A 26601-nucleotide genomic window follows, 5' to 3' on the forward strand; every position below is an offset into this window, starting at 1 on the left:
TCCCGATGTCCAACGGCCGCAGTCGTGCCAGGAGCTACCGGCTTCGGCTCGAGGTCGCCTCGAGTACGGGGTTCGGTAGTGCCGACTCGCGTGACAGTCACCGGCGACCGTGAATCGACAGTCACCGACGACCGTGAACCGGGAGACGGTCGTCGATCCACGGACCGTGAACGTTCAAAAGTTCCATACTGTCTCCGGTCCGAACCCTACGCATGATCCCGCCACTTGCGCGTCGGTTCGTCGCGGGAGAGTCGCCGGCGGTGGCGCTCGAGCACGTCCGGACGATCAACGAACGCGAGGTCAGCGCTATCGTCAATCTGCTCGGGGAACACTACGACGACCGGGCGTCCGCCCGTGCGGACGCCGAGGAGTACCGGGAACTGGTTCGCGATATCGGTACCTCGCCGCTGGACGCCTGCATATCGGTCAAGCCGACGCAGTTGGGACTCGACGTCGGGGAGGCCGTCTTCCGGGACCACCTCGAGTCGGTCGTCGCCGCCGCGGCTGAGCACGACGTCTTCGTCTGGATCGACATGGAGGACCACACGACGACCGACGCGACGCTCGAGGCGTACGTCGACCTCGCAGAGGAGTACGGGACGGAGCCGTCTTCGGACGCCGAGGCTGGCGTCGGCGTCTGCCTCCAGGCGAACCTGAGGCGGACCCGGGAGGACGCCGAGCGCCTCGCGGACGTCCCCGGCAAGGTTCGGTTCGTCAAAGGGGCTTACGACGAACCGGCCGACGTCGCCTACACGGACCCCGAACGGATCGATCGGGAACTCGAGACGTTGCTCACCTACGCATTCGAGGAGTTCGACGGCGGCATCGCAGTGGGGAGTCACGACCCCGCGATGATCGACCACGCTATCGACTGCCACGAGGAGTACGGGACCGACTTCGAGATCCAGATGCTCATGGGCGTCCGCGAGTCGCGACAGTACGACCTCGCGACCGACTACGAGGTGGCCCAGTACGTCCCCTACGGTGACCGGTGGCTGTCGTACTTCTACCGACGACTGTCCGAGCGGAAAGAAAACCTCATCCTCGCCGGACGCGCTCTTCTCGGTCGCTAAAGGGAAGCGCTCATTACGGCCCCGTGAGAGTGTCCCTACATGGCCTCGTGGAAACGGGACGTCGCGAGCGGGCTGGTCGTTCTCGGCCCGATACTCATCACCCTGTACGTCATCTACTGGGTGTACGGACTCGTCGCCGGGCTCACCCCCGGCGTCATCCTCGAACCCGGCGTGCTCGAGCCGGTGATTCCGGGACAGGGTGAGCAGGCCCAGCAGACCCGCGAACAGGTCGCCCAGTTCCTCCGGGTCGTCATCATCCTGACGGTCTTCGCGATCCTGACGCTGTCGGTCGGCTATCTGATGCGGACCACCATCGGCGGACTGGTCGAACACATCGTCGACGGCATCGCGAACCGCCTGCCGATCATGCGCGTCATCTACAACGCGTCGAAGATGGCGGCCGAAACCGCCTTCGGCGAACAGGAGTCCCTCCAGGAACCGGTCAAACTCGAGGTCTGGGACGGACTGCGGATGACGGCGTTCAAGACCGGTCGATCGACCGACGACGGACGAGACGTGCTCTTTTTGCCGACCTCGCCGAACATCACGACCGGCTACGTCATCGAAGTCGAGCCGGATCGCTACCAGGAACTCGACGAGGACGTCGAGGACGCACTCACGCGCGTCCTCAGTGCCGGCTTCGGCGACGCCGAGAAACGCGGGATGGACGCCGGCGTCTCAATCGACGTCGTCGACGAAGCCACGATGGAGTCGGGCGAGACGTCCGTCGGAAACCGCGACTCGAAAACCGACGACTGATCGCAACCGTTCGATGCGACCGATCCCGTCGACCACGGCCGTCTACGGCACGTAGATCCGAAAAATAGCTCACTCGAAGTGGGCTGGCAGTCGATCCCGGATCGACCTGCAGTCGATCACTTGCCGAGTTCCTCGAGCGACAGCGTGTAGGTGCCGCTGCCGCTGTAGCGATCGACGAGGATGCCGAGTTCCTCGTCGCCGGAGAGTTCGACCTCGATCTCCTCGTCGCCGCTGGGGGTCGTCGAACCCTCGTCGTAGTCGGAAGTGGTCGGTTGGCGACCGTCGAGCGTCAGGTACAGGTCGAAGTCCGCGCCGGACGGTCCGTCGAGAGTAACCGTCGCGTGGCACGGATCGGCCGTCTGGAGCGAGTAGGAGTAGGTGTCGCTCGGGTTGCCCCACCAGCCGCCGCTGAGTTCACCCTGGGCGCTTGCGGTGTTGACTTCGTCGCCACAGTCGCCCGGTTCCGGATCCGGGTCCGGGTCGGGATCGGGCTCCGTCCCGGGATCGGTGTGAACCGCGTTGTTGGCGTCGACGCGGCCGTACCCCTGTTCTTCGGGGGCGAGACCCACGTCGACGGCGGTCTGTTGCAGGTGTTCCCGGAGTTCGTCGTTCGAGAGGTTCGGCCACGCCGACAGGGCGAGGCCGGCGACCCCCGCGACGACCGGCGAGGCCATCGACGTCCCGGAGTAGGAGGCGTAATCGTTCCAGGTGACCGACGACAGGACGTTGCCACCGGGGGCTGCCAACTCGATCTCCGGACCGACGTTCGAGAAGTTCGACAGCGTCTCGCCCTCGTCGAGCGAGGAGACGGCAACGACCGTGTCGTAGGCGGCCGGATACGAGACGGGGTTTCCGTACCCGTTTCCGGCTGCGGCCACGATCAGCGAACCCTGCGAATAGGCGTACTCGCAGGCCTCCGCCATGAGGTTCGTGGAGCCGCCGCCACCGAGCGACAGGTTGATGATGTCGGCACCCTGGTCGGCCGACCACTGGATCGCGTCGGCGATGTCCGTCAGCGATCCGCCGCCGCTGGTGTCCAGCGCTCGTGCCGACAGCAGCGAACAGTTCGAGATGCCGGCGTGGCCCTCGCCGTTGTCCGTGGCACCGGCCGCGATACCGCCGACGTGGGTCCCGTGGTCCTCGTTGCCGCTTTCAGGATAGGGATCGCTATCCCGGTCGGCGAAGTCGTACCCGGAGTTGGAGACGCTGCCGTCCATGTTCTCCGCGAGGTCCGGGTGGTCGTACTGGATCCCCTGGTCGACGATCGAAATCGTGACGTCCGAGTCGCCCAGCGTTTTCTCCCAAGCGCCCTCACAGTTGACCTGCTGGGGCGCGTACTGACTGCTGTAGTAGGGATCGTTCGGCGTGTACTCCGGTTCGACGTCGCTGGTCGAAGCGTCGTCGTCGGATTCCAGCGACTCCATCTCGAGGGCCTCGAAGGTGACGTTCTCCTCGGCGTATTCGACGCCGTCCGCGTCGAGGACCTGCCGTTTGAAGTTCTCCTTGGCTTCGGCCGCCGCAGCCTCGGGGAACTCTACCGCCGCGTAGCCGAGCGTATCGTTGGTGTGTACGATCTCCGCGTTGCTCGGAATGTTCGATTCGACTGCAGCTTCCGCACTCGCGACCGACGCACCGACGCCGACGACGATCTCGTTCTTTTTCGGCCCTGGTTCCCGTCCGGGCGTGCCGGAGGCAACGCCACTGAGTCCGAAGACGGCACCGAGGGCACCGGTTGCTTTCAGGACTGAACGTCTGTTCATACCGGACCTGTCTTCTGACATAGTCCGGGATGAAGCATCACATGCAGGAATTAAATAATTTCCAAACGGGGAGAAAAATAATAATTCGTTGAAAGAAGGTCCGAAATCAACAGGGGTGTCCCACGGACCGTACCCGACATATTATTCATGGTATTGAGGGAATGACGCAGTAAATAAACTGATGGGACGTTTTCTTCTTTCTGTCCGTCGGAAAAAGTACCAATATTGTAAACAATTACCGCTATTCACGCATCGTACGTTCAAATTTCCACCAGAGATTTGCAACAGTAATTCGGATGAATGACACGATCTGGATCGGGACTGGAATCGGCGCTCGGTCGACAGTTCGATCGGGGACTCACGACTGGCTGGCTGCTGCTCGCGTCGAGTCGTCGTTCGAACGAGGAGCCCAGGCCGAAAACACTCCCAATCCCGCTATCGAGGCCGGATCGGTCCTACGCGCGCGTTATTCGACGTACTCGAACCACTCGTCGTACTCGTCGGTCTGCCGCTCGACGACGTCGAAGAATCGCGACTGGATGTCCTCCGTGATGGGACCGCGGGAGCCGTCGCCGATGACGACGTTGTCGACCTTGCGGATGGGCGTGACTTCGGCCGCCGACCCGGTGAAGAACAGTTCGTCGGCGGTGTTGAGTTCGCCCCGCGAGATCGAGACGTTATCGTGGACCGTGTAGCCCAGGTCCTCCGCGAGTTCGATCACGGTATCGCGGGTGATCCCGTCGAGGATCGACTCCGAGAGCCCGGGCGTGTAGAGTTCGCCGTCGCGGACGAGAAAGAGGTTCTCGCCGGGGCCTTCCGCGACGTTGCCCTCCTTGTTGAGGACGATCGCTTCGGCGTAGCCGTTCCGGCGGGCCTCCTCGCCGGCGAGGAGGCTGTTGACGTACAGCCCCGTCGTCTTCGCGTTCGTGGGAATCTGGCTCGAGGCGTGTTTTCGCCACGAGGAGATCATCACGTCGATCCCGTTCTCGAGGGCGTCTTCACCGAGGTAGGCACCCCACGGCCAGGCGGCGATGGCGACGCGGGTCGGACAGTCCTTCGGGCTGACGCCGAGGGAGTTGTAGCCGTAGTAGGCGATCGGTCGGATGTAACAGGAGGAAAGCTCCTGGCGTCGAATGAGTTCCTTCGTTGCCTCGGTCAGTTCCGCTTTTGAGAAGTCGATCTCCATGTCGTAGGGTTTGGCGGACTGGAACAGCCGTTCCAGGTGTTCCTCCCAGCGGAAGATGGCGGGGCCTTCCTCGGTGTCGTAACACCGGGCTCCCTCGAAGACGCCGCTCCCGTAGTGGAGTCCGTGCGTGAGGACGTGGATCTGTGCGTCGTCCCAGTCGACGAACTCCCCGTCCATCCAGATCGTGTCGACGTCCATCTCGTCGAATCCCATGATCGTAGGTGTTGAAAGCCACCGTACTAAGTGTTCGCGATTTTCGAGGCCGAAGGGACGTCGCGATTCGAGCCGACGTGGTGAGCCACCGCTCGAGGGGCGGGCGACGAGTGACCGACGACGGCTACGCCGACTCGCGGTCGCCAAGCCGGACCGTTTCGACGACGACGGCGACGGAGCCGACGATAGCGACCGCGATCGCGCCGAACTGCAGAACTGCGGCGAACGGCGAGCTCGGTTCGGCTCGGGACGGGCCGGCCTCTGCATCGTCGTGATCGTGGTCGACGTGCCCGTCTCCCGTACCCGCGGTCTCGGTTCCGCTTTCGCCCCCGCCCGTATCCTCGTCCGCCGGCGCGTTCGAGAGCCGGAACTCGTCGTCGATGAACGTCTCCCCGGTCCAGACGTTCAGCCGAACGGTCCACTCGCCGGACTCCGGCAAGATGAGCACGACACCGTAGCGACCCGGTTCCTCGAGCGGTTCGAGAACGGGGCCGATGGTGGTGTCGCTCTCCCCGTGTTCGGCGAGCAGTCGTTCCTCGGTCTCGAGTTCGATCGGCTCGCCGTCGGCTGACAGCGCGAGTTCGACGACGATCGGGGTTCCCTCGGCGGTCTCGAGGACGGGTGGGGCTCGATCCGCGTCTCCGCCACCGCGGCTCTCGCTTCCGTTTCCGTTCGCGTTTTCGCCGGCCGACCGGTCGGCCGGCAACACGGTGAGGGTCCCCTCGTGATCCCCCTCGAGGCCCAGGTCGATCTCGACCGAGTCGTGATCCGGCCCGTCCCCGGCCGTCGTGACGGCGACGACGCCCGGCACGGCAGCGGTGAGCGCGCCCGATAGCAGGAGGACGAGGAGGACGACGGCGATCTCGAGCCGAACGGCTCGGACGATCGACGCGATCGAATCGTCGCGGCCGCCGTCGCTCCGCACGCTCTCGCGCTCGTCGCGGTCCTGCCGGCCGCCGGGACGTACTCCACCGTCGTCGATCGCGGAATCGATCCGGCGGAGGAGGACGAACCGTGAGGCGGTTCCGAGCACGAGCGCGACCGCGACGAGGAGGAGTTTCGCGCCGAGGAGCGTCCCGTGGACCGTTCCGACGAACGCCTCGAGATCGGGGACGAGCCAGGCCGTCAGTCCCAGGCCGGTCGACGCGAGAAGCGTCACGCCGGCGATCGCCAGGACCGAGAACCGCCGGACGGCGGCAGCCGCGACTCGGCGGCGGTCGGGATCGCTCGAGTCCAGGTGGCGGAGCAATTTCGGAAGCACGAGGCCCAGCATCGCCAGGCCGCCGATCCAGACGGCGACGCCGAGTAGGTGTCCGAGCGTGACGACCGTTCCCGCGAGGAGGCCGACCTGACTCGCGGCGTGGCTCGTCGCGCCGATTCCGACGGCGAGACACAGTCCGCCTAGCGCGCTGACGGCCCCACCGAGTCGGACGCCGAGTCCGGGGCCGGAACTGGTGGGCCGATCCGCACCGTACCGGCGCGCGGCGACGGCGGCGACGACCAGCGCCGCCGCGACGGCGACCTGCGCCGCCAGGATTCCGCCCGTCCGACTCGAGCCCACCGTACCCGCGGCCTCGAGCGACCGACCGGTTCCGAGAACGGCTTCGAGGTACAGCGCGCCCGTCCCGACGAGGGCTGCGATAGCCGCACCGGCCAGGAGACGGCGTACGGCGACCTCGGGGACCGCACTCGAGCATCCGAACCGAGCCGCGACGGGGCGGACGACCCCGATCGTGGCCGTCGGAATCCCGATCAGCGCGATCACTGCAGCGTAGAGCACCCCCTTCGGGAGAATCTGCGCGTACTCGAGCCCGTCGTCGCCCGTTCCGCCGTCACTCTCGTAGGCCGCCCGGAGCGCAGCGGGATCGGACGGCTCGTCGCCGACGGTGAAGAACCACGTCCCCTGGACGACGTGGGTATCGGTCGAGCGAACCTCCCACTCGACCACGTAGATTCCATCGCCGCCGTCCGCGACGTCGACGAAGACGTCCCTCGAGACCTCGCCCTCCTTGTAGGCATCTTGCGTGACGTCCTCTCCGTCCGGGCCGGTCACCGTCACGTCGATGATCTCGTCGACCCCGTCGCCGGTGTAGGTCATCGTCATCGTCTCCGGGACCTCCTCGACGTGCCCGCCCTGCGCCGGATCGGTCTCGCTGAGAACGGCGTGGGCGCTCGCGACGGGGACGAGCGTCGCCGTTGCCACGAGGACGCCGAAGACGAGGACGATCGCTACTCCGGGGGCTGACGTCGACCGGCCGCGATCGCAGGTGGTGAGTTTGGCCACGGTCTTCGTTCCCCGTCAGGGCTCAGTACCAGGCACCCGATCCGTCCCCGACGTACGCGAGCGTGTCGACGCCCTCGCTAACCTCGACCTCGTGGCGGAGTTCGCGCGCCCCCACGTCGATGATCGGCACGGTCCCGTCAGCGCCGGACGTCGTGAAGTAGTTGCCGTCGGCGAGCGTCCCGGATCGGTGGAGGTGCTCCCCGTCCCGTGAGATCGAGCCCGCAGCGACGTGGGCGACGATTTCCAGGTCGTCGACGTTCACCACGGAGACTTCGCTCGAGGTCGTGTTCGCGACGATCGCGTACAGGGTGCCGTCCTCCTCGAAGTAATCGACGTCGTCCGGGCCGCGGCCCTCGAGGTCGAGGGTCCCGAGAATCTCGCTGTCCTCGTCGGTCGCGTCGATGAAGTGAACCTGATCGCCCTCCCAGACCGCGAGCCGCTCCAGGTTCGGTCCGATCGAGAGGCCACCGTTGATATCGAGGCGGTCGACGACCTCGTCGGTCGCAGGATCGACGACCGGCATGTCGTCGCCGCCCGAGCGCTCGACGTAGACGAGGCCGTTCTCGGGCGCGTACATCGCGTAGTGGGTGCCACCCTCGTCGCCGACCGCCTCGATCGAGTCGGGACGCTCGTGGGCCTCGAGGTCGATGACGTGGAGCGCGGAATCGTCCGTATTCGTCGCGTACGCCGTCGGATAGATCTCATCGTGGTGGATCAGCTTCCCGTGGCCGCTGACGTCGAACCCGGACTGGACGACGTGTTCGACCTCGTGGGAGTCGACGCCGATCACGTAGAACCGACCCTCGGCGTCCGCGTGGACCCAGATCTCGTCGTCGACGGGGTGGAACGCGTGGGTCGCGCCGGGTCCGACGTCGACCCAGTCGACGAACGCGCGGGCGTCGGTATCGACGACGCCGACGCGGTTGTTCCCCGACTCGACGGCGAACAGTTTGCGCTCGTCGTGCGTGAGTCGCGCGTCGCCCCAGTCGGCGTCGGATAGCTCCGCGTCGAGATCCGTGACGATCTCGCCGGCTTCGGGATCGATCAGAACCGCCCGATCGGGGGCGAACGCGTACAACAGTCCCTCGCTTCCCTCGCCGGTCGAGTCGTCGCCAGAATCGTCGTCGCTCGAGGGGTCCGTATCGGTTTCGTTGCCCTCGGACTCGTCACCTCCGTTACTGCCGGTTGTAGCGGGTTCTGAGTCGGTCTCGTCCTCCTCGTTGTCATCCATACAGCCCGCGAGTCCGATCGCGAGGCTGCCGGTCGCGGCCTGTACAAACCGCCGTCGATTGACGGGTCGATCCATACGTCCCCTCCACCCCGAATTGCAGTTATTATTCTGGTCCAACGGTCGAAATTATGGTCCGTCCGTCGAATTCGGATGGCGAAACACGGCCGTACCGACCGGTGAACGTCTCTGCCAACTGCAGCCCTATCCGCTTCAGACGCGCTCCGTTCCGGTTGCGTCCTCGAGCAGGCCGTCGACGAGCCGCGTGAACCGGTCGATCAGGCGATCGGGGACGGTCGGCTCCACTTCCGCGAGTAATTCGGCCGTTCGTTCGGGCGCAGCGAGTTCGAGCGTGACCCGGTTCCGATCGTCGTACTGTTTCTCGACGATCCCGCGTTCGACGAGTCGATCGAGGTGATACTCGAGTGTACTCCGGGCGATCTCGAGAGCGTCGGCGACCTCGCTCGGAACGGCGGACTCGTTGGCGATCAGGTGCATGACGATCTCGCGGGTCGTTTCGCGCCGGAACAGGGCCAGTGCGGCGCGTTCCCACTCGTCGTACGCCGGCGGATAGTAGTGCGTCCGGCCGTAGAACTCCTCGCGAACGAGTGCGCCCTCGTCGAGCAACCGGCGGACGTGATACTGGATCTGTCCCGGCGCGAACTCCGATTCGCGGACGAGTTCGTTGAAGTGGATTCCGGCGTTCGACTGGACGTGGGCTCGGATCGTACGTCGGGTATCGGTCATAGCAGTGATCGCGGCTCCGGTCGGTACCCGCGGCTAGCGATGCCGTACTGATAACGGGTTCCGTCGGTTCCCGACAACTGAGAACCGGTCATACGACGGGTCATGGTGTCAGTATCGAACTACGTCATCATGTCGGTATCGAACTACGGAAACCGCGCTGATTGTGGCGCGGCCTGCAACTGCACGCTGCGGGAGCTCACCTCGCTCCGGGGGCGAACGCCGGGTATCCGACCGAAGCACATACGTGACTCTCCCTCCGAGGTAGGATAGCGGCGATGGACCACACGAATCCGTTCGACGTCGGATGGCTGGATCCGAACCTCGCGCCGGTGTTACTCGCCATCATCGTCCTGGCGGTCGCCGGGACGACGGTCCTCTTCGGGTGTGGCGTCGTCGCCTACTTACGACGGCGATCACAGCGTTACCTGTTGATCACGGTCGTTCTCGGTTTGCTCGTCGGCCGATCGATTACGGGACTCGGAACCGTGTTCGGGCTCGTCCCGATGACCGTCCACCACCTCGTCGAACACAGTTTCGACTTTACGATCGCCGTCCTCGTTCTCTACGCGGTCTACCGGAGCGGCTCCGATGCCGACCGAACTGGCTTCGAGTCCGAGGGCGACTGACGCCGAAAACGGGGACGATCCGATCAACCCAGTCGCTCGAGGACGTCACGGCCCTCGAGGTAGACGAAGTCGTGGCGGTCGGCGTAGGCCCGTGCGTCGGCCGGGGAGCGGGCCTCGCCGGTCTCGTCGTCGAGCATCTCGCAGACGACGACGGCTGGCGGGAGGTCGGCGGCCTCGGCGAGTGCGACGCCCAGTTCAGTATGGCCCTCGCGCTGTGAGAGCAGGTCCGGGGCGGCTTTCAGCAGGTGGACGTGGCCGGGGACGCGAAATTCCGACGCGAAGTCGAACGACTCGGGGGCTGCGGCGGCCTCCGCCAGCGTCCGGATGGTCAGCGATCGGTCGGTGTCGGTGATCCCCGTGTAGGTATCCCGGTGGTTGACCGTCAGCGAGAACGACGAGCGCTCGTCGTAGCCGAGTTCGTGGTCGCCCGCGGCGGGGTGGTCGACGGTCTCCGCGTAGAAGGGGAGGTCGAACGCCTCCGCGACGTCGTGGCTCAGGGCGGCACAGACCAGGCCGCCAGCGTCGTTTCGCAGCCGGGCGACCGCCTCGGGCGTCACGGCGTCCGCGTGATAGATCAGGTCGGTCTCGCCCTCGCGGTCGGCCGCGTCGTGAACGAGGACCGGCTCGCCCGCTCTCAGGGCCTCGAGCGCGCGATCGACGGCGTCTGCCGCCCGTCGCGTCGCTTCCCCGTCGTCGGCCGTCGGCTGGGTACCGGCGTGATGGCCCGTCATTCGCGATCACCCACCGTGACCGTGACGTGATCGTCGTCCTCGAGGCCGAGTTCGTCCCGAAGCTTCACCGGTGCGATCACCTCGAGTTGGTCATCGTCGTGGTGCGTTCGTTCAGGCGCGATGGTGTGTGCGCCCTCGTAGACCGCGTCGTCGGCGGTCTCGATCGTCGCGGGATAACAGACGGCGGGGCCGTAGGTCCGCTCCTCGTCCTCCCAGCCGTCGATCGGCACCGGCTCGAGCGACGAGACGGCGCTACGGCGACGGACGCTCTCGTCGCGCAGTTCGACGTTCAGCGTCCCTGGGAACGGCTCGTAACCGAGCCGGTCCTCGAACTGGCGTTTGTAGCCCGGCAGCGAGATGTAGTGGCGTCCCTCGCCCATCCCGCTGGTAACGACGCCCTCGAGTTCGACCTCGGCGTCGCGTTCGAAGATGCGCCGGTAGTCCTCGTACTCGGCGTGGAGGGCGCGTTCGCCCTCGTCGGTGACCGCGACCCACTGGCCGTCGCTGACCGTGTCTCGTTCGAGCAGATCCGCGCTCTCGAGCCGTTGCAGTCGGCGGGAGGCGGTCTGGTTCGACGCGTCCAGCCGGTCAGCAAGGTGCGAACAGGAGATCTTGACGTCACCCTCGAGCCCGCCCTCGAGCGCGAGCAGTTTGAGAACGGCGAGTTCGTCGTGTCCGACGGTCGCCTGCGCAGTCTGTGACATACCTAGGCGTTTCGCCGGCTCCCCCAAAAGCATACCGAATGTGAGGAGCATCACGCAACTGTGATGGCGTTGTCGACAGTTTATTCGTATCTCGCGGTCGGTGCGTCGGCTGAAAAACCCACCGATGGCTCAGTACGCCCGATCGATCGCGTCGCGGACCCGCTCGACGCAGTCCGGATCGAACGTGAAGAAGCCGTCCCAGATGCGGGATTCCCGTTCCACGCAGACGAGTGCCCCTGCTCGGTCGGCGGCCTCGTCGGGGTCGAAGACGACGAACCAGGGGTCACGGTAGGCGGGGCCGACGCCCGCGTGGATCGTCGCCTCGAGCCCCAGGTCGGTCGCGTCGCCGACGCCGTAGCAGTGGCAGTCGACGTCGGTTCGCTCGAGTCGGTCGTAGACCTCCTTCGTCCCGATTTCGTCCTCGATGCGGGAAAGTCGCTGGAACCCCGCCAGAAGCGTGCCGGAACCGGCTTCCCAGGCCAGGCGTTCGACGTACCGCGACACCAGGATCAACAGGAGTTTCTCCTTGTGCGCGAGCGGATACCCCCGGAGGGACAACCGGGTTCCCGCCAGGCCGGCCAGCACGTCCGGCAGATCGATTTCCGAAAGCCCGCGGGACCCGGTTACGAACGCATCCGAGTTGATCGCGAGAATCGAATCGTAGAGGTCGGCCATCGCGGAGGCCGCCACCGGGTCTCCCTCCTCGAGCAACACTGCAGTCGCGCCCGCTCCCTCGAGCGTTCTGGCGTCGTCGTCGGACAGGCCGTCGAACGAGGCTGGTTCGAGTGTCTCGACCGATGCGACCGTGGTTCCATCGCCGACCGCGTCGTCGAGCATCATCTCGAGTTGCTCGGGACCGTCGCCGACGACGGCAATCGTCTGCGAGGTCCGCCCTACCTCGTCGACGACGGCACGGAGCAGCATCGCTCGAGGTGTTGCGGAGCCGGACGGGAAACCGTTCTGGCCGACGAGGAGTATCGAGGGCGATCAGTCGCCTGTGACCGGGTCACGCGCCCAGAAGTCGCTGTCTTTCTTCAGTTTCGGGACCCACGTATCGCTCGTCTTCGCGAGGAGGGCGACCCGCGAGGCAGGCACCTGCTTGCACTCGGTGAACGCGGGCATGTACTCCTGGACGGATTCGGCGAAGTCGACGACGTCCTCGTGCTCGGGCATCGACGAGCGATCGAGCCGGCCCTGGGAGTGTCCGACGTGCATGTACGCTTTCAGTTCGACGAAGTCGGGGTCGGCCAGACGGTAGAAGCCGGCGTACCAGTCGGGGTGGTGCATGTTCTCTCCCTGAACGAGCGTCGTCCGCAGGACGGTCCGGGTGTCGTCTTTCTCCCGGAGGACGTCCATCGTCTCGAGCAGTCGCTCCCAGGCGTCGTCCTCGACGGCCTTGACGACCCGGTCGAAGGTGTGGCGTTCGGGTGCGTCGACGCTGACGTAGAGTTGGGTCGGGTCGCACTCCCGGAGCACGTCGGGGTTGGTCCCGTTCGAGACGAGGAAGGTGGTGATGTCGCGCTCGTGGAACGCCTCGAGCAGTTCCGGCAGGTAGGGGTACAGCGTCGGTTCGCCGTCGAGCGAGATGGCGACGTGCCGGGGCTCCATCGCCTCCTCGAAGACCTCGCGTGGCACCTCGTCGTTGCCGCCGAACCCCGACAGGAGCTTCTTCTGCAGGTCGATGGAGGCGTCGGCGACGGCTTCGGGATCGTCCCACTCGACGTCGCCCAGTTCGTAGGCGTGGCCTTTGTGGTCGCGCCAGCAGAAGACGCAACGCTCGTTGCACTTGACCACGGGCGTCATCTGGATACAGCGGTGGGACTCGATTCCGTACCAGATGTTCTTGTAACACTTCCCCTCGCCGCGCAGGGCGTTGGCCGTCCAGCCACACGTCTGGGCGGCCGTGTGGTTCTCGCTGTGGTAGTCCGGACTCGAGACCTGTGCCGGACCCCCGTCGTCGTCCCCGTCGACGTCGGTGCCCGGTCCGACGCCGCTCTCGGCGGAATCGCTCATGTTGCTCCCGGTTGGGGAGGCGAACCCAAAAGGTGTGTGGTCCGCGAGACGGGGCCGGCAGTTCAGGGCAGCGTTCCCGGTTCGGCCGGCTCCTCCTCCTCGGTAGCCACCTCGCGCTCGAAGCCGTACAGCACTAGCCCGGTGTTGGCCGTCATGATGACGCCCGTGGTGGGGACGGTCGCGAAGAGATACATGGTGGCACCGAGAGCGACCGGGACGCTGACCACGAGGGACCACAACATCGGCCGCCCGACCTCGACGCGAAGGGCGTCTTGGTACGTCCAGATGAGCAGTCCGGGCGTCGCCATGACGGCAAGCGCGGCGACGAGGGAGTCCATACCGAACGTTCGGCTGGACGGAAGAAAAACGTTCTGTGTCCCGACGTCCGCTCACACAGTGAAAACCGACGACCGAAGCGGGCTCCCGTGCAATCGATCGCTCGATTCGCGTCTCGACCGGCTACAGCCCGACGATGAATCCCCAGGCCACGAAGAGGAAGTAGCCGAAGACGATGAGATAGAAGAAGACGATAAAGGCGTGTACCGGCAGGTTGGGATACTCGTCGAGGAGTTGTCGGAGGAGGCCCTGCTCCTCGACGCTGCCGTCGAAGGGGAGCCCGAAACTGTTGGCAGCTGCCATACGGGACAGTTAGGCTAGCAGTAATTAAACGTTTAGGGCCCGAATCCGCGTTCGAACCACGGCGTTCGCGGTTCGAATCACCGACGGCTCCGAGCGCCGGTCAGTCCTGCAGGAAGTCCGGCTCCGTCCGCTTCTCGTCGCGTTCGGCCCGGAGATGCCGTCTGAACGCGTCGATCGCGACGTCGTACTCCTGGTCCTCGAAGCGGTCGCGCACCGAGATGTTGCCGGCTTCCTCCTCGTTGTCGCCGACGATGATCTGGTAGGGGACGCGGTCGTCGTGGGCCGCGCGGATCTTGCGCTCTAAGGTCGCGTCCCGGTCGTCGACCTCGACGCGGAAGTCGTCGAACTCGCTCGCGACCTCGCGGGCGTACGCGAGGTTCTCGTCGGAGATGGGCAGCACGCGGACCTGCTCGGGCGCGAGCCACAGCGGGAAGTTGCCCTCGAAGTGCTCGATGAGCATCATGAAGAAGCGCTCGTAGGAGCCGTAGAGGGCGCGGTGAATCATAACGGGGCGGTGTTCCTCGTTGTCCTCGCCGACGTAGGTCAGGTCGAACCGCTCGGGCATGTTGAAGTCCAGCTGGACTGTCGGGCCGTCCCACTGGCGACCGATGGCGTCCTCGAAGGCGTAGTCGATCTTCGGCCCGTAAAACGCGCCGTCGCCCGCCTCGAGTTCGTACGCCATCTCGCGGTCCTCGAGGACTGACTCGAGTTGCGCTTCCGCCTTCTCCCAGATCTCGTCGGAGCCGACCGACTTCTCGGGTCGGGTCGCGAGGGCGACCTCGTACTCGAGATCGAACGTCTGTAGCACCTCGTCGATCGAGTCCATGATCGCCTCGACCTCGCTCTCGATCTGGTCGGGACGGACGAACAGGTGGCCGTCGTCGATGGTGAAGGCCCAGACCCGCGAGAGGCCCGACAGTTCGCCGCGCTGTTCCTTCCGGTACACCTTGCCGTCCTCGGCGTACCTGACGGGGAGATCGCGGTAGCTCCAGGAGCCGTCGTCGAAGATAGTGGCGTGGCCGGGGCAGTTCATCGGCTTCAGGCCGAACTCGTCGTCGCCGAGTTCGAAGACGAACATGTCGTCCTTGTAGTTCTCGTAGTGGCCCGACTTCTGCCAGAGATCCGTCTTGAACAGGTGCGGCGTCTCGACGTAGTCGTAGCCCGACTCCGCGTTGAGGTCGGTGACGAACGCGGACAGTTCGTTCAGGACGGTCTTGCCCGGCGGGTGATACAGCGGCAGGCCCGGACCGGTCACGTCCTGGATCGAGAAGAGGTTCATCTCGGAGCCGATCTTGCGGTGATCGCGCTCTTTGGCCTCCTCGCGCCGCTCTATGAACGCCTCGAGGTCGCTCTCGTCCTCGAACGCGGTGCCGTAGATGCGGGTCTGCATCTCGTTTTCCTCGTCGCCGCGCCAGTACGCGCCGGCGATCTCGAGTAGTTTCACCGCGCCGATTTCGCCCGTCGAGTCGACGTGCGGGCCGGCACAGAGATCCTCCCACTCGCCCTGTTTGTAGAAGGAGACGGTATCGTTCTCGTCGGCGAACTCCTCGAGCAACTCGAGTTTGTAGGGTTCGTCCGCGAGGCGTTCTTCGGCCTCCTCGATCGGGACTTCCTCCCGTTCGATGTCGTAGTCGGCTTCGACGATCTCCTTCATCTCCGCTTCGATCGCCTCGAGGTCCTCCTCGTCGACGTCTAAGTTGTCGAAGTCGTAGTAGAACCCCTCGTCCGTCGGCGGGCCGATGGCGAGTTTGACCTCCTCGGCGTCGAAGAGTCGTTCGACGGCCTGGGCGAGACAGTGCGAAGCGGAGTGGCGCATCACGCGCAGGTAGTCCTCGCCACCGTCGTCGGTGACGATCTCGAGTTCGGCCCCGTCGTAGACGGGTTCCTCCTTGGCGACGAGGTCGCCGTCGAGTCGGCCCGCGACGGTGTCGCTCCCGAGGCCGGGACCGATCTCGTAGGCGCAGTCCTCGACGGTCGCGTCGGCGTCGACCTCGAGTTCCGAGCCGTCCGGCAGTACCACTGTAACCGTTTCCTGTGGATCTGATTCTGACATGTGTGTAGCTACCGCTGGGTGGGGAACTTCGGTGAGAAGTTCGATCGCGTGTCCGCCGGTACCGCTCGACTGCGTGGGAACGACACAGCGAGCGGTAGGTGGTGATGGTTAGAAGCGGGCGAGAGCCCCTGTAAAGCGGACACCTACCATCGTGGATACGCGTAGTCTCGAGCAGGTTAAAAACATTGTGATGGCCTGCGAGACGCGGGACAGCGTCGTCGCGCCGAACGGGACTGCCGAGACCGTCTCGGATCGGTACTCGTTTTTCCCTGCCCTACGAGGGCCAGCGTATGGCAACCGTCGTCCTGTTCGACCTCGACGACACGCTCTATCCGTACCCGCCCTGTAATCGCGCGGGGAAAGCCGCCGCGCTCGAGCGGGCCAGAGAGCTGGGATACGACTTCGATCGCGACTCGTTCGCGGAGTTCTACCAGGCCGGTCGCCGCGACGTGAAACGCGAAATCGACGGCACTGCTGCCTCACACGAGCGGTACCTCTACTTCAAGCGAGCCCTCGAGCGCCACCTCGGCGAGCCCCGACCGAGCGACGCGCTGGCACTGGGTGACGCCTACTGGAGCGCCTACCTCGAGGAGATGACCCTCGCCCCCGGGGTCGAGGAGACGCTCGAGACGCTGCGGGAGCGCGGGATCGACGTCGCGATTACGACCAACCTCACGACGACGATCCAGCTCGCGAAACTCCAGCGGCTGGGGCTGACACCGTACGTCGACCTGGTGCTCACGTCCGAGGAGACGGGCCGAGAGAAGCCCGCGTCGGTCATGTTCACGCTCCCGCTCGCACGACTCGATCGACGCGTCTCCGAGGCGGTGATGGTCGGCGACGACGTCGACGCCGATATTGCAGGTGCGAACGCGGTCGGCCTCGAGACCGTGCTGTTCGATCCTCGGGACGAGGTCGACGAATCGCTGTCGGGCGAGCGCGAGCCGGACCACCGGATCGACGCCGTCGCGGACCTGGCTGAGGTGATCGCATGAGCGTCGCGACCGCGGGGACGCCGGAACTCGTTCCGGAGGTGGTCGTATGATCCTCGCCGAGGAGCGCCGGCAGGTCGTCGAGTACGCCTCGGAACTCGCCGACCTGACGCCGGGTCGAACGGGGAACCTGAGCGTCCGCGACGGGCGCGACGGCGACGCCTTCGCGATCACCCCCACCGGCGTCCCCTACGACTCCTTCGACGCCTCGGACGTCCCGGTCGTCGGCGTCGACGGCGAGCAACGCGACGGCGCGATGAAACCCAGTAGCGAGGTGCCGATGCACGCCTCGATCTACGAACGCGAGGACGTCGGCGCGATCGTTCACACCCACTCGCCGTGGTCGACGGCGCTGGCCGTCGCCCGCGAGGAACTGCCGCCGATCCACTACATGATCGTCGCCGTCGGCAAGCGGGTCCCCGTCGCGGAGTACGCCCCTTACGGCACGGACGAACTCGCGGCGAACATCGTGCAGGCGATGGACGAGGCCGACGCCACCGCGTCGCTGATCGAGAACCACGGCCTCGTCGTCACCGCCGCGGACCTCGAGACGGCCCTCGAGAACACCGTCCACGTCGAGAGCCTGGCGCGGCTCTACCTCCAGACCCGGGCGGCCGGGCTCGAGCCGGCGACCCTGAGCGACGAGCAACTGGAGACGGTACTCGAGCAGTTCGAGTCCTACGGGCAGTAACCCCGCCGCCGAACCGTCGTCACAGGTATGGGCGAAGCAGGTCCCCGTCGTGTAACTCGTCGGGAATCGATGCGAACCACCGCGCCGCGGCGATCTCGTCCGGTCCTACGCCCAGCCGTTCCGGGTCGGGGATGTCGCCGTCGGCCCGGGCGGCAAACACGACGTACCGGGCCGAGAACCGGTGGGTTCCGTCCCGTTGCGATCGATACGTCTGCTCCACGACCAGGATCGGATCGCCGACCGTCGCCTCGAGTCCGGTCTCTTCCCTGACTTCGCGACGGACGGCCGCAACGGGTCGTTCGCCCGGTTCGACGCCGCCACCCGGCAGGATCCAGCCGTCCGACCACCGGTTCTTCACGAGTGCGATGCGGTCGTCGGCGTCGCGCACTCGAGCCGCGGCCGTGAGCGCGGTCCCCTCGACGGCCCACTCCCGGAGCTCGGCCAGTTTCGACTCGGGGAGGGAGAGTTGCTGGCGTTCCCGGGGCACGTCGGCATCGACGTCGAACTCCATGTCCGTTCGAAAGCAGCTAAGCGACGGCTCAGTCGGTCAGTCCCGATCCGCGAGCAGTTCGCTCGCGGTCACCAGCGCTTCCATCTCGACGCCCGCGTCCTCGACGTTCTCGCGGCCGCCCTCCTCGCGGTCGACGACGACGAGAGCGCGTTCGACCGTCGCGCCCGCCTCGCGCAGCGCCTCGATGGCTTCGACGAGGCTCGTCCCTGTCGTCACGATGTCCTCGAGGACGACGACCTCCTCGCCATCCTCGAGGCGGCCCTCGATCAGGTTGGCCGTGCCGTACTCCTTGCGCTGTTTGCGGGCGATGACGTAAGGGACGTCGGCCGCGACGCTCGTGGCGGCCGCGAGCGGGACCGCGCCGAGCGCGACGCCGGCGAGTTTGTCGTCGGAGTCGATCCGCTCGGCGAAGGCCTCGGCGATGGCCTCGAGGCAGGTCGGATCGGTCTCGAAGAGGTACTTGTCGACGTAGTACTCGCTCGTCCCCCCGTGGGAGAGTTCGAACTCGCCGAACTCGACCGCGTCCGCGGCCCGCAGTGCGTCGATGAGTTCCTGATTGGGCATGCTCGAAGGGCCGCGGCCCGACGAAATAAGCGGTGTGGAAACGCGCCGAGTCCGATCGGACCGGGGCGGAGTAGATTTTTACTTCCCAGCGGCGACAGTGTGAACAGATGACACCAACGCGAGCCGACGAACCACATCCGAAGGTCCAGGAGTTCCTCGAGATGTACGAATCGTTCGACGCGCCGGACTTCTCCGCGGTCTCCGCCCAGGAGGCCCGCGAGATGTTCGAGCAACTGCGGGTCGGCGGGACGGCGGCCGTCGACCTCGAGTCGATCGAGGACCGGACGATCGACGGCCCCCACGGCGATCTCGACGTTCGCATCTACGAACCCGGATCGGCAGACGGGGGCGGCGACCGCCCGCTGATTTGCTACTTCCACGGGGGCGGCTGGGTCATCGGCAGCATCGAGACGCACGACGACGTCTGTCGGAAACTGGCCGACGAGACTGGCTACCCCGTCGTCAGCGTCGACTACGGACTCGCACCCGAACACCCGTTCCCCGAGGGACTCGAGGACTGCTACGCCGCCCTCGAGTGGGCCGCCGCCTCTGCGGCCGACCTCGGGGCCGACCCGGATCGCATCGTCCTCGCGGGCGACAGCGCCGGCGGCAACCTCGCGGCGGCGACGGCGTTGCTCGCGCGGGATTACGGCGGCCCCGACGTGGCCTACCAGTTGCTCGTCTACCCGGGGACCGGCGACGTCACCCGGACGGATGCCTACGAGGAGAACGGCGAGGGGTACTTCCTCACCAGCGACGATATGGAGTGGTTCCGCGGCCACTACTTCGAACGCGAGATCGATCAGGGGAACGTCTACGCGATGCCCCGGCGTGCCCACGACCTCTCGAACCTCCCGCCGGCGACGGTCATCACCGCCGGGTTCGATCCGCTCCGCGACGACGGCGCTGCCTACGCCGAGCGACTCGAGGAGGCGGGCGTCCCCGTCTCGCATCACCACTACCCCGACATGATCCATGGCTTCTTCAACATGGTCGCCGAGCCGTTGCGACTCGAGGCCGCCCACGAGGCCTACGACGCGGCGGTCGCCGACCTCGAGGCGGCCCTCGAGTAACGCGGTCGGCTCCCGCCGATCGCTCGGTTACGGTGGGAGAAACACGAGCGTATGGCCGTTACCAGGGTTCGTTCTTCAGTCCGAGTTTGTACGCGATCACGTTCGTCGTCACGTGCAGGACCGGCGTCAACACGACGACGACGAGGATGACGTCCCACGTGAACCACGTTCGGAACCAGTCGGTCGCCAGCAGCGCCGTCAAGGGCAGAGAGACGACGACGAAATCCAGTTGGTCGACGCCGGGGAACATCGCACCCCGCTGTCGCCCGGTTCGGCGCTTCAGGAAGGAGGCGAGGATGTCTCCCAGCATCGCTCCCGCGGCGAGAGCGACGGCGGCAGGGACCGTGAACTCGGGGACCTCGATGTCGATCGCGGCAGAAACCTCCGGAGCGAGCAGCGTCAGGACGGCCGCGAGCGCGAGTCCCGCGAGAATCCCCGCTGCCGTCCCGCGCCAGGTCTTCCCGTCCCCGAGCAGGCGGGTACCGTTCCAGGTCCGGCCGCCGTCGATCGGTCGGCCGCCGCCGGCCAACACCGCTGCGTTGTTCGGGACGTAGGCGGGCAACATCGCCCAGAACGCGACGACGATCGTCTCGAGTACTGCCATGATCGGCGCGAAGAACCGACGCGTCTTAATCGTCGGTGGTTCGCCGCCGATCGGTGAAGCGTTAAGCGATTGGAAAACCAACATCAACGTATGCTCGTGGTCGGCCGATTCCGGATCGCCCTCGAGGCGCTGACGGCTCTGCTGAACGTCGCGTTCGCTCGTCGAATCGGGGATGGCGTTCGCCCGACGTCGATCGTCCTGGGATGGGTCGGAGGCCTCGGTTATCGGGTCGTCGAGGGAAGATACGTCGGTCGATTTCGGGACCGTCCGCTTCGGTATCTCGTCTTCCTGACGATCTGGTCAGCGATCGTCTGGGCCGCGTTGATCCCGAACGACGACTCGACCGACCACTCGCTCGCGGCCGGCATCGGGGCCGGATCGGTCACCTATCGGATCGTCGCCCGAATGCGGGAGTCGTGACCGTCGGCCACGTCGGTTTCCCACGGACGGTAGTCGATGGCGATCGTACCGACCGCGGCCGTCATCGCTTCGCACTGGGACGCGCCGGAAGCGACCCCAGGCAACTCCGGCAGTAGGTGTAGAAGCCGTCGTTTTCCGTTCCACAGACGCGACACGTCACGCGATTCGTCCCGGACCCTCCGTGCGAACTCATCGGGGGAGGTACTCGTGGCCGCCGGAAATCGTTCGGCCAGACGATCGCAAGCGTCCCGAGCCCGGTTCCTTCGACGACGGAAACCGATCACGGTCACCCGGTCCCGGGCTCGAGCACGACGTTCTCGAGTTCGTCGCCGGTCTCGAGGGCTGCGACGTTGCCGGCGACGATGTCGGCCAGCCGCTCCCAATGTTTCGGGGTGTGACCGCCGGTGTGGGGCGTGATCAGACAGTTCTCCAGATCCCACAGCGGGTGATCGCCGGGCAACGGCTCCGGGTCGGTAACGTCGAGCGCCGCGCCGCGGATCGCGTTCGATCGCAGCGCCGCGACGAGCGCGTCCGTGTCGACGACGCCACCCCGGGCCGCGTTCACCACCACCGCGTTCGGGGGCAACGTCGCGAGTTCCGCCTCGCCGACGAGTCCGCGCGTCAGGTCCGTCAGCGGACAGGCGAGCACCACGTAGTCGCTGCGAGCGAACGCCTCGTGGACGTCGGCTTCGTCGTACCCCCGCACCTCGTCGGTCGGTCCGCCCTTCGACGGGGTGTGACGGATGCCGATCGTCTCCACGTCGAACCCCTCGAGGCGCTCGGCGATCGCCGTCCCGATGGAGCCGAGGCCGACGATCGTGACCGTCGAGCCGGCGAACTCCGTCGACTGGAAGTGTCGCCACTCGCCGTTTCGCTTCCGCCGCCATCCCTCGTGGAGCCGGCGGGCGAACACCAGCATGTTCGCGATCGACTGCTCCGCGATCCCGGGCGCGTGAATCCCGCCCGCGTTGGTGACCGTGACGCCGTGTTCGGCGAAGGCCTCCAGCGGCAGGTGGTCCGTGCCGGCGAAGGTGCAGGCGAATAGCTCGAGCCGATTGGCGTCCTCGAGCAGCGCCGGATCGATCGAGATGCCGGTCACGACTCGAGCCTGGGGAACGAGGTCGCGCTCAGCCTGTGGCGTTCGCGCTAGTTCGACGGTGGCGTCGGGAAGCCGCGCGTACAACGCGTCCGCGTACGATTCCATCGATAACCCTTCCGTGCCCTCGCGAAGCACGACGACGTCGGGGGCTGTCATATACGGAGGGCGACGCCGCGGACGCTTTGGGTTATCGGCTCGGGATGGCGATGGGAACGGACGTCGTCGACGAAGGAGTCGGTCCCGGATCCGTCAGTGCTCGAATCGGTCCGACGACTAGGCCGGCGATTCTCGATCCGTCACTGCCGTCGGCTTCGGGGCGGAATCGACTCGGAAAAAACGAACGCGTCGGTCGGTCGAACTGCCTCAGTCCTCGAGCAGCACGGCGTTGACCTGGCCGGTCTGGCCGGGTCGGGACGTGACACGCGCGCGACCCTCGCTGGTCTCGATGACCGCGCCCTTCGTGATGATGTTCCGTCGGACGTAGTTGGGGTTGGCGTCGTTCTCGACGACGTCCTCGATGTCGGCCGAGACGGTCTCGTCGCCGGTGTTGACGCTCGCGACGTTCGTCGCCAGCGCGCGGGTCTTCGTGTCGTTCCCGCGTGCGTCGACCGTCCGGAAGCGGGGCTCGCCGACCTGCGTCTCCGTCGGCTGACGCCCGAGTTCGTTCTTCCGGCGCTTGCGGACGTTCTTCAGTCGGCCTCCGGTTCGCTTGCGCGTAGAGCGTCCCTGATCTTGCATACTTCGAGCAACGGGCCGGGCGATACTTGAATGCACGCTTTCCGCTCGAGGGCGCGTTCAGGTACTACCGCTGAGTAAGCTTCGGTAGTGCTGAACACCACGAAAGCCCCTGCTCCGCTCGACTCCCGCGACTCGCTGCGCGCCGCCTGCGGCGGTGCTTGCATCGTCACGTACGTCGAGCGGGCGGTCGGCTCTGCCGACCGCCTGTTACGTGGCGGGGAAGCCGCCACGCGTGTCAACCTTCATTCCCACCCGTATCGGCTGGCCAGTCGGGTCACAGTTGGGTGGGAAGGAAAGGACTGGCGCTGAGCGTACGCGAAGCGTTCACTCGACGCCTGGGGGGCACGTGGAGGTCGCACTCGTTCCGGACTCCGGGAACGTAACCCGAACACTACAGATCTCGGACACTCCACCCTCGGCGTAGCAACCGGTCACACCGCCCGAATCGGGCGTTCACTCCTCGCTCGAGGTCGGCGGCCGACCGAGTTCCGACTCGACGGCGTCGACCTTCGCCGACGCGGATTCGTCGCGCGTGCGTTTGTCGTCGATCTTGAGCACCGTACTCACGCGGTCGGCGTCGACCGCTTCGTGGGCCGCCTGCGCCGCGGCGAACAACTCGTCGATCTCTTCGGCCTCGATCACCGTCCCCATCGGGTTCGTCTCGTACTCGACGTCGTAGGCCTCGAGCGCGTCGACCGCCTTCGCGATTTCGCCGGCCATGCTGTCCTCGATTACCGGTGCGACGCTCAACAGTGCGATTACCGTCATGGACGACAGTGACGAGCCCCCGGTTCCTAAAGCCGCCCCATGCGAGGGGCCGATCGGTGCAGGCGGGACTCGAGCGTGGGCGATGACGAGAGAAAACGGGAGGGCTAGTTCTCGGGGCTGGGACGGGTCGCGTCGGCGGGCGGGTAGATGATGACGTCGCCGTTCGCGTAGACGTAGACCTCGTGCTCGAGGGCGGTGAACGCGACGTGGCCACCCGTTCGCTTGCTCCCGTCGGCCTTGGTGCTGAACAGGCGCTCGAGGGCGTCGGGGTCGACGCTGTCGTAGAGCGAGAACTCACCCTGCGAGACGTCGGTGTCGGCGATGGAGGCCAGGGCGTGGACGACCGTCGTCGTGATGGTCGCGGTGCCCTCGTCGTCGTGGTGGAAGACGTAGCGATCGTTGGTCTGGTCGTATCGAAGGTCGGACGTGCCCTCGTCGGGCGAAAGTTCGGTTTGCATAGTACTCGAAGGCTGGTAATCGACTACCGATCCGTAGTCCGTTGAGGTATAAAAGCCAATCGCAGGCAGTATCAGTAGACGTCCGTGAGAGATAACGGCACTAACGGTTCACGTTCGGAAACTCTCCGCTCGAGCGACCGGTCCCCGGTTCGCGTCGCTTCTGTACAGCGAGTTCTTTCGTTGAGCTGTCGGAGAACGGTGCTAACGGATGGGCAAACACACCGGAGAAATGCGCTGGCTGGGATTTGAACCACGGTCAGACGGTCGCCTCGCGTTGCTCGGCGCTACGACTGACCTGATTCAAATCCAGGACGCGTTCCCGAATTCATCGCGTACTCGCGACACGCTATCGCGGTCGCTCGTGGGATTGAATTCGGAGAAATGCGCTGGCTGGGATTTGAACCCAGGTTGTGACCATGGCAAGGTCACGTGATACCACTACACTACCAGCGCCCTGTTGCACTTACATCTACTCGGGGGTGGATGTATAAGGGTTGCGAATCGACGCCGCATCGGTACGAGACACCACGCCGTACCACGGTTTTCGATCGGCCGGAACGTGTCAGTTGGCTCGAAAATCGCTGGCCGCTCGAGACCGTTCGGTCGGCGAAGGTGTGTGGACGGTAATCACGGATTTCCGGGGTGTGAGCGGTTCACAGCCGGGATGGAATCCGCTATCCTTTTAAGACCCTATCCGCAACACATCGCTACAGTCTAGTGACGCGGCGCCGAAGCGTTACGGCATGACCGTCAGCGTGCTCGTGCCGTCGTCGCTCACCCGGGAAGCCGAGGACAAACGCGAGGCAACTCGCAAACTCGGATACGTCGCCCGCGCGGCGACGGTCTTCCGGGCCGATCGCCTGATCGTCTTCCCCGATCCGGAGGGCGAAACCGGGCGATTCGACGGCGGGTTCGTCAGTACCGTCCTGCGGTACGCCGCGACGCCCCCGTACCTCCGAAACGAGGTCTGGGGCAAGCGGGACGAACTGGAGTACGCGGGCGTCCTGCCGCCGCTCCGCGCCGTGTCACGGACCGGCTCCGAATCGAACGATTCGGGGTCGTTAAGACAAGGGATCGTGACCGAGGTCGGACCTGATCATCGCGTCCGGGTCAATTGCGGCTTGCAACACCCGATCTCGCTCAACGTACCGCCCGAAATGGCGGTCGCTGAGGGAGAACGCGTGACAGTCAGGATCTCTTCGCGACGACCGGTCCGGGCGAAGCTCGTCGACCGGCCCCTTCCGGGGCTGTCGGTCGAGCGGACGGACCTTTCGGCAGCACTCGGCCGTGAGGACGCCGGCGTCCGCATCGCCGCCTCCCGCTACGGTGAACGGCTCACCGTCGGGCGGCTCGAGACGCTGGCCGGACGCGTCGAGGCCGACGGGATGACCGTCGCCTTCGGCGCGCCCGAGAGAGGGCTGCCGAGCATCCTCGGAATCGAGGCGTCGGCCGTCGAGTCGTCGTCCACCGGGGACGACGCCGGACGATCGTCCAACCGGGACGACGCCGACGACGGAGTCGAACCCACAGACCCCGGGTTCGACCTCTGGTTGAACACGGTTCCGAACCAGGGAAGCGAGGTCGTGCGAACGGAGGAGGCTCTGTTCGCCACCCTTGCTCCCCTCTCACTCAGAGAGTGATAGAATGCCACAGAAAAACGCACCACGCAAAGGCTCACTCGGGTTCGGCCCACGAAAGCGCGCCTCCTCGGAGGTTCCGCGCTTCAACTCGTGGCCGGACACTGACGGACAGCCGACGCTGCAGGGCTTCGCGGGCTACAAGGCCGGCATGACCCACGTCGTCATGGTCGACGACCAAGCGAACTCGCCGACCGAGGGGATGGAGACGACCGTCCCCGTGACGATCGTGGAGACGCCGCCCATGCGCGCCGTCGCCCTGCGAGCGTACGAAGACACGCCGTATGGAAAACAGCCGGTCACCGAGGTCTGGACCGACGAGTTCGTTCCCGAACTCGAGCGCGTCCTCGACCTCCCCGGCGACGACTACGACGCCGACGCCGCCGAAGACGAGCTTCGGGGCTACCTCGAGGAAGGACGCGTCGACGACGTGCGCGTCATCACGCACACGGTTCCGGCCGAGGTCCCCTCGGTCCCGAAGAAGAAACCGGACGTGATGGAGACGCGCGTCGGCGGCGGTTCCATCGAGGAGCGCGTCGACTACGCCCTCGAGACGCTCGAGGACGGCGGCGAACACGTCATGAACGACGTGTTCCGCGCCGGCGAGTACGTCGACGCAAGCGGCGTCACGAAGGGTAAAGGGACCCAGGGCCCCGTCAAGCGGTGGGGCGTCCAGAAACGCAAGGGCAAGCACGCCCGGCAGGGCTGGCGCCGCCGCATCGGGAACCTCGGTCCCTGGAACCCCAGCCGCGTCCGGTCGACGGTCCCCCAGCAGGGCCAGACCGGCTACCATCAGCGGACGGAACTGAACAAGCGCCTCGTCGACATCGGCGACGGCGCGGACGCGACGGTTGAGGGCGGCTTCGTCAACTACGGCGAAGTCGACGGACCGCACGCGCTGATCAAGGGCTCGCTCCCCGGGCCGGAAAAGCGGCTCATCCGCTTCCGCCCGGCGATCCGACCCGGAGACCAGCCGCGCCTCGATCCCGAGGTGCGCTACGTCTCCACCGCATCTAACCAGGGATAACAT

General features: G+C 66.0%; 29 protein-coding genes and 1 tRNA gene. 9 read left to right on the forward strand and 21 right to left on the reverse strand.

From position 1 onward, the window contains the following. The first annotated feature begins 212 nt into the window (after positions 1-212). Both TX79_RS09805 and TX79_RS09810 read left to right on the forward strand, forming a co-directional pair. Entirely contained in the window at positions 213-1073 is an 861-nt protein-coding gene (locus tag TX79_RS09805) for a proline dehydrogenase family protein (protein ID WP_049927266.1), read from the forward strand. Between the two features lie 39 nt (positions 1074-1112). Next, the gene (locus TX79_RS09810; RefSeq protein WP_049927267.1) at positions 1113-1832 is read left to right on the forward strand and encodes a DUF502 domain-containing protein; all 720 of its coding nucleotides are present in this window, start codon (positions 1113-1115) and stop codon (positions 1830-1832) included. 116 nt (positions 1833-1948) lie between these two features. Here the strand turns inward: TX79_RS09810 and TX79_RS09815 are convergent, their stop codons facing one another. The 5 genes from TX79_RS09815 to TX79_RS09835 form a co-directional block, all read right to left on the reverse strand. Further along, complete coding sequence (locus TX79_RS09815) at positions 1949-3592, reverse strand: S8 family serine peptidase (RefSeq protein ID WP_394324994.1); 1644 nt, start codon at positions 3590-3592, stop codon at positions 1949-1951. Between the two features lie 466 nt (positions 3593-4058). Beyond that, positions 4059-4991 carry a branched-chain amino acid transaminase gene (locus TX79_RS09820; protein WP_049927269.1) on the reverse strand — a complete coding sequence of 311 codons (933 nt, stop codon included), beginning with the start codon at positions 4989-4991 and terminating at the stop codon, positions 4059-4061. A gap of 124 nt (positions 4992-5115) precedes the next feature. Further along, on the reverse strand, positions 5116-7275 hold the full coding sequence (locus TX79_RS09825) for a copper resistance CopC/CopD family protein (protein ID WP_049927270.1): 2160 nt from the start codon (positions 7273-7275) through the stop codon (positions 5116-5118). A 22-nt stretch (positions 7276-7297) separates the two neighbouring features. Beyond that, on the reverse strand, positions 7298-8581 hold the full coding sequence (locus TX79_RS09830) for a YncE family protein (RefSeq protein WP_049927271.1): 1284 nt from the start codon (positions 8579-8581) through the stop codon (positions 7298-7300). Between the two features lie 135 nt (positions 8582-8716). Next, on the reverse strand, positions 8717-9250 hold the full coding sequence (locus tag TX79_RS09835) for a winged helix-turn-helix transcriptional regulator (protein WP_049927272.1): 534 nt from the start codon (positions 9248-9250) through the stop codon (positions 8717-8719). 275 nt (positions 9251-9525) lie between these two features. Between TX79_RS09835 and TX79_RS09840 the strand changes: the two genes are divergently transcribed. Further along, positions 9526-9876, forward strand: coding sequence for a DUF7471 family protein (locus TX79_RS09840; RefSeq protein WP_049927273.1), 351 nt, complete (start codon positions 9526-9528; stop codon positions 9874-9876). A 23-nt stretch (positions 9877-9899) separates the two neighbouring features. Here TX79_RS09840 and ribB read toward each other — a convergent pair whose 3' ends face one another. The 7 genes from ribB to thrS form a co-directional block, all read right to left on the reverse strand. Next, complete coding sequence (ribB, locus tag TX79_RS09845) at positions 9900-10607, reverse strand: 3,4-dihydroxy-2-butanone-4-phosphate synthase (protein WP_049927274.1); 708 nt, start codon at positions 10605-10607, stop codon at positions 9900-9902. Further along, entirely contained in the window at positions 10604-11311 is a 708-nt protein-coding gene (locus tag TX79_RS09850) for a DUF120 domain-containing protein (protein WP_049927275.1), read from the reverse strand. The genes ribB and TX79_RS09850 overlap by 4 nt, the downstream gene beginning before the upstream one ends. A gap of 129 nt (positions 11312-11440) precedes the next feature. Further along, a complete protein-coding gene (locus TX79_RS09855; RefSeq protein ID WP_049927276.1) occupies positions 11441-12235 on the reverse strand; it encodes a histidine kinase in 795 nt (264 codons plus the stop codon). A gap of 63 nt (positions 12236-12298) precedes the next feature. Then, positions 12299-13324 (reverse strand): 4-demethylwyosine synthase TYW1, encoded by a 1026-nt coding sequence (twy1, locus tag TX79_RS09860; protein WP_049927277.1) that lies wholly within the window; start codon positions 13322-13324, stop codon positions 12299-12301. Between the two features lie 62 nt (positions 13325-13386). Further along, positions 13387-13662 (reverse strand): hypothetical protein, encoded by a 276-nt coding sequence (locus TX79_RS09865; RefSeq protein ID WP_049927278.1) that lies wholly within the window; start codon positions 13660-13662, stop codon positions 13387-13389. Positions 13663-13783: 121 nt separating this feature from the next. Next, positions 13784-13963 carry a hypothetical protein gene (locus TX79_RS09870; protein ID WP_049927279.1) on the reverse strand — a complete coding sequence of 60 codons (180 nt, stop codon included), beginning with the start codon at positions 13961-13963 and terminating at the stop codon, positions 13784-13786. A 100-nt stretch (positions 13964-14063) separates the two neighbouring features. Further along, a complete protein-coding gene (gene thrS, locus TX79_RS09875; protein WP_049927280.1) occupies positions 14064-16016 on the reverse strand; it encodes a threonine--tRNA ligase in 1953 nt (650 codons plus the stop codon). 290 nt (positions 16017-16306) lie between these two features. Between thrS and TX79_RS09880 the strand changes: the two genes are divergently transcribed. Both TX79_RS09880 and TX79_RS09885 read left to right on the forward strand, forming a co-directional pair. After that, entirely contained in the window at positions 16307-17011 is a 705-nt protein-coding gene (locus TX79_RS09880; protein ID WP_049927281.1) for an HAD family hydrolase, read from the forward strand. A gap of 46 nt (positions 17012-17057) precedes the next feature. After that, positions 17058-17699 carry a class II aldolase/adducin family protein gene (locus TX79_RS09885; RefSeq protein ID WP_049927282.1) on the forward strand — a complete coding sequence of 214 codons (642 nt, stop codon included), beginning with the start codon at positions 17058-17060 and terminating at the stop codon, positions 17697-17699. Between the two features lie 19 nt (positions 17700-17718). Here the strand turns inward: TX79_RS09885 and TX79_RS09890 are convergent, their stop codons facing one another. Continuing rightward, entirely contained in the window at positions 17719-18210 is a 492-nt protein-coding gene (locus TX79_RS09890; RefSeq protein WP_049927283.1) for an NUDIX hydrolase, read from the reverse strand. A 36-nt stretch (positions 18211-18246) separates the two neighbouring features. After that, positions 18247-18774: an orotate phosphoribosyltransferase gene (pyrE, locus tag TX79_RS09895; protein WP_049927284.1), complete on the reverse strand. Its 528-nt coding sequence runs from the start codon at positions 18772-18774 to the stop codon at positions 18247-18249. A gap of 107 nt (positions 18775-18881) precedes the next feature. On the opposite strand from pyrE, the gene TX79_RS09900 reads away from it, so the two are divergent. After that, on the forward strand, positions 18882-19847 hold the full coding sequence (locus TX79_RS09900) for an alpha/beta hydrolase (RefSeq protein ID WP_049927285.1): 966 nt from the start codon (positions 18882-18884) through the stop codon (positions 19845-19847). 58 nt (positions 19848-19905) lie between these two features. On the opposite strand, the gene TX79_RS09905 is transcribed toward TX79_RS09900, so the two are convergent. Beyond that, a complete protein-coding gene (locus TX79_RS09905) occupies positions 19906-20451 on the reverse strand; it encodes a CDP-2,3-bis-(O-geranylgeranyl)-sn-glycerol synthase (RefSeq protein ID WP_049927286.1) in 546 nt (181 codons plus the stop codon). A 90-nt stretch (positions 20452-20541) separates the two neighbouring features. Here TX79_RS09905 and TX79_RS09910 point away from each other — a divergent pair, with 90 nt between their 5' ends. Beyond that, positions 20542-20871, forward strand: coding sequence for a hypothetical protein (locus TX79_RS09910; RefSeq protein ID WP_049927287.1), 330 nt, complete (start codon positions 20542-20544; stop codon positions 20869-20871). Positions 20872-20932: 61 nt separating this feature from the next. On the opposite strand, the gene TX79_RS20140 is transcribed toward TX79_RS09910, so the two are convergent. From TX79_RS20140 to TX79_RS09935, 6 genes are all read right to left on the reverse strand, one after another. Further along, complete coding sequence (locus tag TX79_RS20140; protein WP_449271621.1) at positions 20933-21064, reverse strand: DUF7577 domain-containing protein; 132 nt, start codon at positions 21062-21064, stop codon at positions 20933-20935. Positions 21065-21157: 93 nt separating this feature from the next. Beyond that, positions 21158-22126 (reverse strand): D-2-hydroxyacid dehydrogenase, encoded by a 969-nt coding sequence (locus TX79_RS09915; RefSeq protein WP_049927288.1) that lies wholly within the window; start codon positions 22124-22126, stop codon positions 21158-21160. A gap of 207 nt (positions 22127-22333) precedes the next feature. Next, complete coding sequence (locus TX79_RS09920) at positions 22334-22708, reverse strand: 30S ribosomal protein S8e (protein ID WP_049927289.1); 375 nt, start codon at positions 22706-22708, stop codon at positions 22334-22336. A gap of 453 nt (positions 22709-23161) precedes the next feature. Then, complete coding sequence (locus TX79_RS09925) at positions 23162-23476, reverse strand: MTH1187 family thiamine-binding protein (protein WP_049927290.1); 315 nt, start codon at positions 23474-23476, stop codon at positions 23162-23164. A gap of 104 nt (positions 23477-23580) precedes the next feature. Next, positions 23581-23934, reverse strand: a complete 354-nt coding sequence (locus tag TX79_RS09930) for a HalOD1 output domain-containing protein (protein ID WP_049927291.1) — start codon at positions 23932-23934, stop codon at positions 23581-23583. A gap of 382 nt (positions 23935-24316) precedes the next feature. After that, positions 24317-24387, reverse strand: a tRNA-Gly gene (locus tag TX79_RS09935). 290 nt (positions 24388-24677) lie between these two features. Between TX79_RS09935 and TX79_RS09940 the strand changes: the two genes are divergently transcribed. Further along, entirely contained in the window at positions 24678-25574 is an 897-nt protein-coding gene (locus TX79_RS09940) for a putative RNA uridine N3 methyltransferase (RefSeq protein ID WP_049927292.1), read from the forward strand. A gap of 4 nt (positions 25575-25578) precedes the next feature. Then, positions 25579-26598, forward strand: coding sequence for a 50S ribosomal protein L3 (locus TX79_RS09945; protein ID WP_049927293.1), 1020 nt, complete (start codon positions 25579-25581; stop codon positions 26596-26598). The last annotated feature ends 3 nt before the right edge of the window (positions 26599-26601 follow it).

The sequence above is a fragment of the Halopiger goleimassiliensis genome (assembly GCF_000455345.1).
Taxonomy (GTDB): domain Archaea; phylum Halobacteriota; class Halobacteria; order Halobacteriales; family Natrialbaceae; genus Halopiger_A; species Halopiger_A goleimassiliensis.

What these genes read in the sequence shown, in the direction of transcription:
- TX79_RS09805 (WP_049927266.1), top strand. Translation starts at nt 213, where the DNA reads ATGATCCCGCCACTTGCGCGTCGGTTCGTCGCGGGAGAGTCGCCGGCG.
- TX79_RS09810 (WP_049927267.1), top strand. Translation starts at nt 1,113, where the DNA reads ATGGCCTCGTGGAAACGGGACGTCGCGAGCGGGCTGGTCGTTCTCGGC.
- TX79_RS09815 (WP_394324994.1), bottom strand. Translation starts at nt 3,592, where the DNA reads ATGAACAGACGTTCAGTCCTGAAAGCAACCGGTGCCCTCGGTGCCGTC.
- TX79_RS09820 (WP_049927269.1), bottom strand. Translation starts at nt 4,991, where the DNA reads ATGGGATTCGACGAGATGGACGTCGACACGATCTGGATGGACGGGGAG.
- TX79_RS09830 (WP_049927271.1), bottom strand. Translation starts at nt 8,581, where the DNA reads ATGGATCGACCCGTCAATCGACGGCGGTTTGTACAGGCCGCGACCGGC.
- TX79_RS09835 (WP_049927272.1), bottom strand. Translation starts at nt 9,250, where the DNA reads ATGACCGATACCCGACGTACGATCCGAGCCCACGTCCAGTCGAACGCC.
- TX79_RS09840 (WP_049927273.1), top strand. Translation starts at nt 9,526, where the DNA reads ATGGACCACACGAATCCGTTCGACGTCGGATGGCTGGATCCGAACCTC.
- ribB (WP_049927274.1), bottom strand. Translation starts at nt 10,607, where the DNA reads ATGACGGGCCATCACGCCGGTACCCAGCCGACGGCCGACGACGGGGAA.
- TX79_RS09850 (WP_049927275.1), bottom strand. Translation starts at nt 11,311, where the DNA reads ATGTCACAGACTGCGCAGGCGACCGTCGGACACGACGAACTCGCCGTT.
- TX79_RS09855 (WP_049927276.1), bottom strand. Translation starts at nt 12,235, where the DNA reads ATGCTGCTCCGTGCCGTCGTCGACGAGGTAGGGCGGACCTCGCAGACG.
- twy1 (WP_049927277.1), bottom strand. Translation starts at nt 13,324, where the DNA reads ATGAGCGATTCCGCCGAGAGCGGCGTCGGACCGGGCACCGACGTCGAC.
- TX79_RS09865 (WP_049927278.1), bottom strand. Translation starts at nt 13,662, where the DNA reads ATGGACTCCCTCGTCGCCGCGCTTGCCGTCATGGCGACGCCCGGACTG.
- TX79_RS09870 (WP_049927279.1), bottom strand. Translation starts at nt 13,963, where the DNA reads ATGGCAGCTGCCAACAGTTTCGGGCTCCCCTTCGACGGCAGCGTCGAG.
- thrS (WP_049927280.1), bottom strand. Translation starts at nt 16,016, where the DNA reads ATGTCAGAATCAGATCCACAGGAAACGGTTACAGTGGTACTGCCGGAC.
- TX79_RS09880 (WP_049927281.1), top strand. Translation starts at nt 16,307, where the DNA reads ATGGCAACCGTCGTCCTGTTCGACCTCGACGACACGCTCTATCCGTAC.
- TX79_RS09885 (WP_049927282.1), top strand. Translation starts at nt 17,058, where the DNA reads ATGATCCTCGCCGAGGAGCGCCGGCAGGTCGTCGAGTACGCCTCGGAA.
- TX79_RS09890 (WP_049927283.1), bottom strand. Translation starts at nt 18,210, where the DNA reads ATGGAGTTCGACGTCGATGCCGACGTGCCCCGGGAACGCCAGCAACTC.
- pyrE (WP_049927284.1), bottom strand. Translation starts at nt 18,774, where the DNA reads ATGCCCAATCAGGAACTCATCGACGCACTGCGGGCCGCGGACGCGGTC.
- TX79_RS09900 (WP_049927285.1), top strand. Translation starts at nt 18,882, where the DNA reads ATGACACCAACGCGAGCCGACGAACCACATCCGAAGGTCCAGGAGTTC.
- TX79_RS09905 (WP_049927286.1), bottom strand. Translation starts at nt 20,451, where the DNA reads ATGGCAGTACTCGAGACGATCGTCGTCGCGTTCTGGGCGATGTTGCCC.
- TX79_RS09910 (WP_049927287.1), top strand. Translation starts at nt 20,542, where the DNA reads ATGCTCGTGGTCGGCCGATTCCGGATCGCCCTCGAGGCGCTGACGGCT.
- TX79_RS20140 (WP_449271621.1), bottom strand. Translation starts at nt 21,064, where the DNA reads ATGAGTTCGCACGGAGGGTCCGGGACGAATCGCGTGACGTGTCGCGTC.
- TX79_RS09915 (WP_049927288.1), bottom strand. Translation starts at nt 22,126, where the DNA reads ATGACAGCCCCCGACGTCGTCGTGCTTCGCGAGGGCACGGAAGGGTTA.
- TX79_RS09920 (WP_049927289.1), bottom strand. Translation starts at nt 22,708, where the DNA reads ATGCAAGATCAGGGACGCTCTACGCGCAAGCGAACCGGAGGCCGACTG.
- TX79_RS09925 (WP_049927290.1), bottom strand. Translation starts at nt 23,476, where the DNA reads ATGACGGTAATCGCACTGTTGAGCGTCGCACCGGTAATCGAGGACAGC.
- TX79_RS09930 (WP_049927291.1), bottom strand. Translation starts at nt 23,934, where the DNA reads ATGCAAACCGAACTTTCGCCCGACGAGGGCACGTCCGACCTTCGATAC.
- TX79_RS09940 (WP_049927292.1), top strand. Translation starts at nt 24,678, where the DNA reads ATGACCGTCAGCGTGCTCGTGCCGTCGTCGCTCACCCGGGAAGCCGAG.
- TX79_RS09945 (WP_049927293.1), top strand. Translation starts at nt 25,579, where the DNA reads ATGCCACAGAAAAACGCACCACGCAAAGGCTCACTCGGGTTCGGCCCA.